This is a genomic window from Methylobacterium sp. Leaf361, assembly GCF_001424445.1.
GTDB lineage: Bacteria > Pseudomonadota > Alphaproteobacteria > Rhizobiales > Beijerinckiaceae > Methylobacterium.
Window position 1 is genome coordinate 1 of the sequence record NZ_LMPY01000048.1, and the last position, 9,107, is coordinate 9,107.

Annotated in this window: 12 protein-coding genes; 5 read left to right on the forward strand and 7 right to left on the reverse strand. The window is 65.0% G+C overall.

Annotation, left to right across the window (positions count from 1 at the left end; genetic code table 11):
* From ASG32_RS26335 to ASG32_RS26355, 6 genes are all read right to left on the reverse strand, one after another.
* Positions 1-1,306 (reverse strand): AAA family ATPase (locus ASG32_RS26335; RefSeq protein ID WP_206780041.1); only part of this gene is annotated, 1,306 nt, incomplete at its 3' end.
* A gap of 251 nt (positions 1,307-1,557) precedes the next feature.
* Positions 1,558-1,704, reverse strand: a complete 147-nt coding sequence (locus ASG32_RS34170; protein ID WP_157862070.1) for a hypothetical protein — start codon at positions 1,702-1,704, stop codon at positions 1,558-1,560.
* A 206-nt stretch (positions 1,705-1,910) separates the two neighbouring features.
* A complete protein-coding gene (locus ASG32_RS26340; RefSeq protein WP_244492214.1) occupies positions 1,911-2,183 on the reverse strand; it encodes a hypothetical protein in 273 nt (90 codons plus the stop codon).
* A gap of 343 nt (positions 2,184-2,526) precedes the next feature.
* The gene (locus ASG32_RS26345) at positions 2,527-2,775 is read right to left on the reverse strand and encodes a hypothetical protein (RefSeq protein WP_056532185.1); all 249 of its coding nucleotides are present in this window, start codon (positions 2,773-2,775) and stop codon (positions 2,527-2,529) included.
* A gap of 3 nt (positions 2,776-2,778) precedes the next feature.
* The gene (locus ASG32_RS26350) at positions 2,779-3,204 is read right to left on the reverse strand and encodes a hypothetical protein (RefSeq protein WP_157862071.1); all 426 of its coding nucleotides are present in this window, start codon (positions 3,202-3,204) and stop codon (positions 2,779-2,781) included.
* 10 nt (positions 3,205-3,214) lie between these two features.
* A complete protein-coding gene (locus ASG32_RS26355; protein ID WP_056532189.1) occupies positions 3,215-3,457 on the reverse strand; it encodes a hypothetical protein in 243 nt (80 codons plus the stop codon).
* A gap of 184 nt (positions 3,458-3,641) precedes the next feature.
* Between ASG32_RS26355 and ASG32_RS26360 the strand changes: the two genes are divergently transcribed.
* From ASG32_RS26360 to ASG32_RS26380, 4 genes are all read left to right on the forward strand, one after another.
* Positions 3,642-3,872, forward strand: a complete 231-nt coding sequence (locus tag ASG32_RS26360) for a hypothetical protein (protein WP_056532207.1) — start codon at positions 3,642-3,644, stop codon at positions 3,870-3,872.
* On the forward strand, positions 3,869-4,036 hold the full coding sequence (locus tag ASG32_RS34175) for a hypothetical protein (protein WP_157862072.1): 168 nt from the start codon (positions 3,869-3,871) through the stop codon (positions 4,034-4,036). Before ASG32_RS26360 ends, ASG32_RS34175 begins: the two co-directional genes overlap by 4 nt.
* Positions 4,037-4,476: 440 nt before the next feature.
* Complete coding sequence (locus ASG32_RS26370) at positions 4,477-4,722, forward strand: hypothetical protein (RefSeq protein WP_056532193.1); 246 nt, start codon at positions 4,477-4,479, stop codon at positions 4,720-4,722.
* A 1,172-nt stretch (positions 4,723-5,894) separates the two neighbouring features.
* A complete protein-coding gene (locus tag ASG32_RS26380; protein ID WP_056532197.1) occupies positions 5,895-6,965 on the forward strand; it encodes a macro domain-containing protein in 1,071 nt (356 codons plus the stop codon).
* Positions 6,966-7,029: 64 nt separating this feature from the next.
* Here ASG32_RS26380 and ASG32_RS26385 read toward each other — a convergent pair whose 3' ends face one another.
* A complete protein-coding gene (locus tag ASG32_RS26385) occupies positions 7,030-7,647 on the reverse strand; it encodes a hypothetical protein (protein ID WP_157862073.1) in 618 nt (205 codons plus the stop codon).
* Positions 7,648-8,009: 362 nt separating this feature from the next.
* Between ASG32_RS26385 and ASG32_RS26390 the strand changes: the two genes are divergently transcribed.
* A partial coding sequence (locus tag ASG32_RS26390; protein ID WP_244492216.1) for an IS256 family transposase occupies positions 8,010-9,107 on the forward strand: 1,098 nt, incomplete at its 3' end.

The window sequence follows — 9,107 nt, forward strand, 5'->3', positions numbered from 1 at the left end:
ACCGGAGCGCCAAACCCTTCGTCTGGACCAAGCCGGCTACCGACATCCTCGCCGCCGTCAGCCGATCCCCTGAACCATCTGTCTGAGTCAGTGCACTAGTCTGTTCGACCAGCACCATCTCGGTGTCGCGCCCGGAGTTGACGAACAGGCGCCCTTGGATGTCCTCGCGCGCCAGATCATGCTGTAGGGCCGTCGCCATCACGCGGCGCTGCAACTCCTCCATCGGATCCTCGCCGTTCCAGTACCAGACCCGGACCGCGCCGCTCGGCAGATCCCCAAGGATGCCTTGGCCGCTCGCCATGGCGAGCGCCTCTGCGGTGGCGAGGCTCGACTTGCCGACGCCACCCGGGGCGACCGTGACGCTCACGAACTTCCGGACGTAGTGGCGCCCGTAGATCCATTCGCGCATCGGGATCGCGCTGGGATCGCACCACGCGAACGGGACAGCTCTTAGGGAAGCCGCAGCGGTCGCTTGGGCGCCCGGCTCGTCCGGAGGGCCCTGACGGTCGCCGCGCCACCCGATATCCTCTGGCTTGATCCCGAGCTGCTCACAGAGCCAGAAGGCCGCCGCTGCGGGCGTCCGGGCCGGCAGATACTCCTCGACGATGTCGATCGCCGTCCGACCACCGTCGTTCGGGTCTCCCATGTCGTGGACCCCGAAGTCCTTGATGCCGTCGGGATGCAGGGAGAGGTCTTCCTCGAGGTCGCGCCCCAGGTCGTGGGAGCTGACCCGGTATCCACCGTCCGAGGTGCGCTGCGCGGTCGGCAGTAGGTTCGGGACCCAGGCCCGCAGGTCCGCGAGCGCCCGGCCCTTCACCTCGTCCCAGAAGCTCCGTTCGCCGGGGGCCTGCTCCCGGCGTCGCTTCTCTGTCGGGCCCGAGGATCGATCGTCGTTCGAGGAGCCGCGCTTCTCGGTCTTCTTCCGCTCGGCCGCGCGTGCGAGCTCCGCGGCGGCCCTCTGAGCCTCCCGGAACTGATCCGCTCGTTCCTGCAGGTAGGCGATTGTCCGAGGCGCATCCCTGATCTCGGTCGGCGTTCCCGGGACGTGCCGGCCAGTGACGGTCAGGTAGCGGCCGCCGGCGTAGATCTCGACCTGGGCTGCATCGATCTTCCGGCCGTCGATCTGGCCTTTGACGAAGAAGCGCAGGCCACGACCCGACGGGCTGTACTCCGTGTAGGTCTCGCCAAAATCGACCGCCACCTGTGCCCAGGGCTGAAGCTTGCCGGAATCCAGATCCCGGCAGCCATCCAAGTCGACGCCGCTGTGCTCACCTTTGCCATCGAGAGCGTAGCCGACGCCGGGCAATCCGTTGCGCGTCGCGTATTCCGCGGCCTCCTCGTACGATGACCAAGTTCCTGGATCCGTGGACGATCCCATTCGGCCGGTATGGGCGTTGATCGGCGGTTTATCCCACTTCTGCTTCTCGGGCTTCAGGACGTAGTCCCAGGCGACCCATTGCCGGCGCTCGCGCAGCTCTCGAAAGGCCGGCAGGTCTGGCAGCCCAGTGAACGGTGGATAGGATGGCCTCGGCGGCTCGGAAGACGATGTGCCCGCCGTCATCGTGACGCACTCGCCTGGAGGTGGCGCTTTAAAGCCTCTATCGCTTGGCGAAGGCCCTCACGGCAGGCTTGCAGGTTCGGGTCGCCTCGGCTGTCCGAGATGAAGCGGTGCACGGCCTCGAGCTGGCAGAGGATCATCAGCATCACGTCCTCCGCCAGTCGTCGACCGCGGGGAACGCCAACTCAGCCACGACGCTGGCGATAGACGGCGTCAATCCGAAGCGGGCTGCGAGATAGTCTTGTCGAAAGGCGGTGCCTGGATTAGCTTCCGCGGTGTCGACGGCGAAACCGACACTTTTGGAAGCCCTCCGCAGCGCCCCCCGCTGTGCGAGGGCTTTCTGCTTCATGGCTCAGGCGGCCTCCGAGGTGGAGCGCACGACGTTGCCGCGGCGAGCCAGGGCCCACTCATCCAGGAGATCGACGGGGTAGAGCGGCGCGCGGGCGTTCTTGTAGAAGGGCGGGCCTCCCCCGATGCTTGCGAGCTTCGCCAGCGTCGCGGGTGCCACGTCGATGCCGAAGCGGTCTTTCAGGTGAGCGCTGGCTTCCCAGCGGCGCAGAGGGCGAGCGTTTTGGTCAGCCGCGACCGAGCTCCCCTCGCGGGGCGCTTGAACATGATGCTGCACGGGATGTGCTCCGAATAATGAGTGTCGAGAGCCGAGCCGCGATACGGTCGGTTATTTCCTAGCAATTGCTAGTAATGACCAAAAACGGATTCACTGTTAGAGGCAAGAAAAATTGGTATTTCGTTTTTCGAAACCGACCGCCTCGCTTAAGTTTAAGGAGCCTCGACGGGGGCCATCGGTCCAAAAAAGTTCAGATTGTCTAGATTTTGTTTCAATTATCGAAACATCATTGCAATTGTCGAAACCGGGAGGGCCGACAAAGCAGCTAAGGCTGCCTGTTACCTTTAGATTATCTTGACGCGACACGCGGTCGCACCCTCCCCCAGTTCTGTCGGCTGGAAGGTCAGTCGATCTCCAGATCGCGATCGCCGCCACGCAGCCAGACGACCTGCGAGCTATGGCCCTCGGGCGCACCCAGGCTCGGTTCCGCATCGCCGCCCTCCTCCAGGTCCGGATCCCCGTCGATCTCGTCGAGAGCGGCCACGAGATGGTCGACGGCGTCGAGGGCCAACGCGAGCGCGCCCTCGATGCGGGTGCGGGCGTTGGGAATGATCGGCCGCTGACGGGGGCGAAACGGGATGACGTTGCTCATCTCTCAAAGCCTCGTACGCAGGGCTTCAGCGGCGGTGGCAAGCAGTTCGGCCGCACCATCGCGGCGGGCGGCCTCGGCGACGTCGCCCAGGCGATCGACGCACCGATCCATAAGGGCCGTGCAAAGGCCGAGCTGCCAGTGAGCGAGCCGACCGGACGCGTTGGGCACCTCGGTACCGTCCGGGGCGGTCTCGATGCTACAGGGGCGGCAGGTCATCGCGACGCAGACCTCGGCAAGCACCGAGGCCGTGTCGTGCAGCGTCACAAGCTCGGGAACGGACAGCGCGTCGAGCTCGACCGCGGCCGCCACGGCACCTGGTGTCGGCATGGTCGGCGCGGGCTTCGGCTTGACCCGGCGAGTCACGTTGTGGCGCAGAGCGGCTGCGCGCTGGCGCAGGCCGGCCGGCTGGAAGGGGCGTGCGGGCTTCACAGGAACCTCCTCAGGCCATCGGGATGAAGCCGTAGGCGAACACGCCACCGGCGATGATGAGCGAGGCCGTCAGCAGCTCGCCGGCGACATCCAGGAAGCGCGGCGCGCGGACGTGGGCGGTATCCGGCCGCGTGGCGCGGATGACCGAGCCCCGGACGAGCATGTCCGGGTCGAGCAGGGCGTCCGCTCTGGTCGGCGGCGGGGTGACGGGCCGGCGCTTGGCCGGACGCGGGGCGAGCGGGGGCGTTGCCATACCGGGGATCTCCGGGGCTGAAGGATTCGGGATGTGCGTGGAGAGGTCGGCGGCTTACGGGGTCGCCGTCATTCTTGCGTTCAAGCAGCGATTTCGCTACCGTGCTGCGAACACACGCGCTGCTTTCGCAGTGTCAATGCAATTTCGCAGCGGAGATGCGATTTTGACGCCTGCGCAGTGCAAGATGGCCCGTGCTGGGCTGGGGATCGGAATCCGCGAGCTGGCTGAACAGGCCCAGGTATCGACCAACACGGTATCGCGCTTTGAGGCCGGAGAAGAGCTGAAAGGGCGCACCGTCGCGGCACTGCGGGCAGCCCTTGAGGCGGCCGGCGTCATCTTCATCCAGGAGAACGGCGAGGGGCCGGGCGTCAGGCTCCGCAAGACCGAACCAGGCGAGCACCGGAGCCCGACATGAAGAAGCTCCCTACCCATGCCCGTGGCCAGCTCTCGACGCCGACAGCGCGGGACGCTGCCCGTCGAAAGCAGGCGGAGCAGGCCCAGCAGGAGCACGACGCCGAAAAGGTCACGCTGGAAGAGCACATGGCGGAGCTGCGGGCGAAGCGGCTGGCGCGAGATTGACGACAGGCTCGCCTGTCGCCTTTCGGAGAGGAGTCGAGGGCGGGCCGTCAGGTAGGCTGCCGCCCAGCTGCCGCCGCCTCGACAATCATCCGATGCATGGCAGCGTCTTGCTTCGCCCGCATCAGGATGATGCGAGCCGCGGTTCGTGCCCTTTCAGCGCGGATCCGCCCCCTAGGCTTCCCGTCCCGCAACGCCCGCATTGCCATGTTGCGGAACCAGTGCGCGTCGGCGATTGCGACTGCGCACCGCTCGGCGAGCGTGCTGTACTCGGCTGGATCCTGGCTCCTGGACGGCATGGCGAAGCCTTCTGCAGGGGGCGATCGGACAGGGCCTGCAACGGCTATACCAGCGGCCGCCAGCGTCATATTCATCGATGAGAACGGTGAGGGGCCGGCCGTCAGGCTCCACAAGGCCGACGCAGGCGAGCCCCGGAGCCCGAGATGACCAAGCTGCCGATCGGCATGCTGCCTCGAGGGCTGAGCCGCGAGCAGGCCGCGGAGTGCTGCGGCTGCGATTCGGTCTCGGCCTTCGACGACTGGGTCAGGAAGGGGATCGTGCCGAGGGCGATGCGCGGCACGAACCGCTGGGACCGCAAGGCGATCGACCGCGCGCTTGATCGCCACTCGGGATTGCTATCCGATGCCGGCCCTTCGATCGACGAGTGGCTGGCCGAGCATGCGCGTTAGGCTGAAAGGCATCAACACGGTTCGGCGGCCGCTCGCAGACGGCACGGTTCGGACCCAGGTGGATTGAAGCCTCAATCGCTCTTCGGTTTGCGGACTGGGCGCGAGCGTTCTCTCGAAGCGGCAATTACCCGAGCGGCGCACTCGGCGTTCTCCTGCGGCTCAGGCCCCCGCACTCACGGTTTCCGCCTTCGGAGGCCCGCAGGATCGCGTCCACAGTCGCCCAGCGCCAACGCACGCAGCTGGGCGAGATCCGTATCGGCGGGAGCAGGAGGCCCCGGCGGACGTAATCGTCCAAGGTGCTCTCGCTCATCATGAGCTCGGCGGCGAGCGCGCGGCGCGTGAGGTACGAGGCCGTCGGCATGCCGAGCGTTATGGGCGGCCATGTAGGGCAATCGCACTGGAATCGGGGGTGATGGTAAACCGCTAACCGCTGCACGTTAAGGTCGCGGCCGAAGCTTGGGCCTCTCCGGAGACTTCCGGATGTGCCCCGGTCGTGGCGGCAACCGTAGGAGGCTAGCGGGCCCCTTCCATGACGGCATTTCTGAACCAAGAGAAGGGCTACATCTTCCGGATTGTGCACCGGGAGAATCTGCCGATCGTTCTCGCGGGCGGTCTTATTGCTAAGAACGCCGCCGGGTCAGATCCGTCGTATGTAAATATCGGCAACTTGGATCTCATCGGTCGTCGTGGCAGTCGAGCTGTTCCAGTTCGGCCAGGTGGGGTATTAAATGATTACGTGCCATTTTATTTTACGCCACACTCGCCGATGGCATATAACATAAAGACCGGATGGGGCGGAATTGTAAGACGAAGCAATGAAGACATATTGATATTCGTCTCTACCGTGTGCCACGCTATTGACTGCGGACTAGAAACGGTATTTACTGATCGACATGCTTACCTTGCCGCAGCAAGATTCTACCGGGATGCTGATAGATTGGACCAAATTGACTGGGATCTGCTGAGATCAAAGAATTTCAAAAAGGACGCGCAGAACCCTGAGCGTGTGGAGCGTTATCAGGCGGAAGCGCTGATCCACGGACGCGTCCCTCTGGCTGGCCTACGGGGGGGGTCGCGGTCTTCAATGAGCAGGTCCGGGAAGCTGTCCAAAAAGATGTGGACAAATCGGGAACACCGTTGCTAGTGCGCTCCATGCCGAGTTGGTATTTCTGATGATCACCTTCACACAGGGCGACCTCCTCGACGCGCCCGCGGAGGCGCTGGTCAACACGGTGAACACCGTGGGCGTGATGGGCAAAGGCATCGCCCTCATGTTCAAGGAGAATTTCCCGGACAACTTCCGGGCATATGCGGCTGCCTGCAAGGCAGGCGAGGTGAAGACGGGCCGCATGTTCGTCACCGAGCGAGGGCATCTCACTGGGCCTCGCTGGATCATTAACTTCCCGACGAAGGCCAACTGGCGCTTCCCGTCCAAGATGGTCTGGATCGAGGAGGGCTTGGCCGACCTCCGGCGCGTGATTGAGGAGAACGGCATACGCTCGATCGCGGTGCCACCTCTCGGCAGCGGCAATGGCGGTCTCAACTGGGCCGACGTCCGACCCCGTATAGAAGCCGCCTTGGGCGACATGCCCGGGGTCGAAGTGATCGTGTACGAGCCGACAGCAACGTATCAGAACGTCTCAAAGCGAGAGGGGCGCAAATCACTCACGCCGGCGAGTGCTTTAGTTGCGGAGCTCGTACGTCGATATGCTGTGCTTGGCTTTGAGTGCTCGCTACTTGAAGTGCAGAAGCTTGCCTATCTCTTAGAGTGCGAGATAGAGGCATCTGCGCCTAAGAACCCCCTGAAGCTTGCCTTCAAGGCACACCGGTACGGCCCTTACGCTGATCGGCTGAGGCATCTGCTTGACGGCATGGACGGAACCTACCTGCACTGTGACAAGCGGCTCGCGGATGCCAGTCCTCTAGACCTAGTAAGGTTTGAGGACAGCCAGCGAGACCGCATCGCCGTTTACCTCAAGGCGGAAGGCAAGGATTTCCTTGGGGCCCTCGAGCAGACGACTAGCTTGATCGATGGCTTCGAGTCCCCCTTCGGGATGGAACTCCTCGCCACCGTTCACTGGCTGATGCACCGAGAGGCCGTGGAGCCTACCGTCCCAGCGATGATGCAGGGCATCAAGCGTTGGCCCGGCGGCTCCGGCTCAGCTGCGCGTAAGGCTCGGATCTTTGACGAACGGGTCGTCGAGCTCGCGCTGGAGCGGCTTACCGAAGGTCCGTGGGTCTGATCGCACTGATGGACCGCTGGGGTTTTTCGTCTGCGGCAACCATCGAAACCGACGTCCTGTCAGCTCAGGGCGTGGTAAAGCTGATCGGCTCATCCGGCCCATGGGTAGGCGGGATCACGCGCTGAACCTCGACGACATCGTGTTGGACGGTCGTGAGCCGGCCGCCTCGGTCGTAGGCGTAGCTATAGCGGACCATGCACGCGAGCGCTGACCCGGGTACAATCGGCACTGCGCCGGCTCGGAACCGCTGCAACCAAACCTCGTCGAGAATCGCGGCGGTTACCGTGTCTCGGCCGTGTCTGAACTCCCACTTCGCCTCGCCGAGGTAATCCGGCCGGCGGACGAGCAACTGCATAGGCATGACACCGCTCGACGTACTGCCTTCCGCCTCGGTTACGTAATCGCTGGGCCGCTTGGTCTCGGCGAGGTTGGCCTCGTACACGCCGGCCTCGGTCGTCAGCAGAAGGCGATCTCCGGGCGACAACGTCGCCTTTCCGGCCTGGATCTGGTCGAGAGGCTTCACGAGATCCTGCAGCTCGATATGGGCCGGCTGGGGCAAGTGGCGGATCGGCGAGGATTCAGCGAGGGCCTGAAGATCGTCGCGAAGCTGCCCAAGGCGCTGGCCCTCGTTGGCCGCATGGCGCGCGTCGAGATACTCGAGTGTCCGTTGCTTGCCCTTCACTAGGATCGATCCAACCGCCTTCTTCCAATCGCCCGACTTCAGTACCTCGTCGTCGGTCTGGCGTAGCCGCGTACGCACCCAAGCGGTTACCGAGCCAGCCTCTACGTCCTCGAGGACCAGGAGTGGCACAATGCGCGGGTCGAGAGCCGAGACGGAGCTATGCGGGAGATTGGGTGACGACGGTGTGTTGAAGGCGGCGTATCGAGGCGGGTGTCGAGCCTGCCAGAACCTCTCAGTGAGAGCGATACGCCATGGAGACACCTANGAGCTATGCGGGAGATTGGGTGACGACGGTGTGTTGAAGGCGGCGTATCGAGGCGGGTGTCGAGCCTGCCAGAACCTCTCAGTGAGAGCGATACGCCATGGAGACACCTACCAACCTCGTCCGACTTCGTCATCCCGAAGACCTCGACGATCCCCTGACCGAGGTGCTGCGTAGCGGCGCTCGCCGCCTGCTCGCCCAAGCTGTCGAGATGGAGGCGGACGCCTTCTTGAGCGCGATGCAGGACCTGCGACTGCAGGATGGACGGGCCCGGCTGGTGCGGCACGGTCACGGGCCGGAGCGGGCGATCCAAACCGGCATCGGCCCGGTGCCGGTCGCACGGGTCCGTGTGCGGGATCGCGGCGCGAGCGGGTCTGAGGACCGGGTCCGGTTCACCTCGACCATCCTGCCGAAGTGGGCGCGGCGCACCCGCAGCCTGGATGCGCTGCTGCCGGTGCTGTACCTACGCGGTGTCTCGACCGGTGACTTCCAGGACGCGCTGGCAGCCCTCTTGGGTCGTGACGCCCCGAACCTCTCGCCGGCCGTCATCGCCCGGCTGACCGCGGCCTGGGCGGACGAGTATGCCCGCTGGCAGGGCCGCGATCTCTCCGCACGCCGCTATGCCTACGTCTGGGCCGACGGCGTCTACCTGCAGGCCCGGATGGAGGAGCAGGCCGAGTGCATGCTCGTGCTGATTGGGGCGACGCCCGAGGGTCGCAAGGAGCTCGTCGGCTTCCAGGTGGGCGTGCGCGAGAGTGCCCAGAGCTGGCGCGAGCTGCTCGTCGACGTGAAGCGGCGCGGGCTGTCGATCGCGCCCGAGATCGCGGTGGGCGACGGCGCTCTCGGCTTCTGGCGGGCGCTGGACGAGGTCTTCCCCGGCACCGCTCACCAGCGGTGTTGGGTTCACAAGGCGGCTAACGTCCTCGACAAGGTGCCGAAGTCCATCCAGCCGGCGATGAAGGCGGACTTGCGCGAGATCCACGGCGCGCCGACCCGGGCGGCAGCCGAGGTGGCGCTGACCGTCTTCGTCGAGAAATACGGGGCCAAGTATCCCCGCGCCGCTGCCTGCTTGACCAAGGATCGGGAGGCGCTGCTGACGTTCTACGACTTCCCGGCCGAGCACTGGGATCACCTGCGCAGCTCGAACCCGATCGAGAGCGTGTTCGCTACGGTGCGGCATCGGACCGTGCGGACCAAA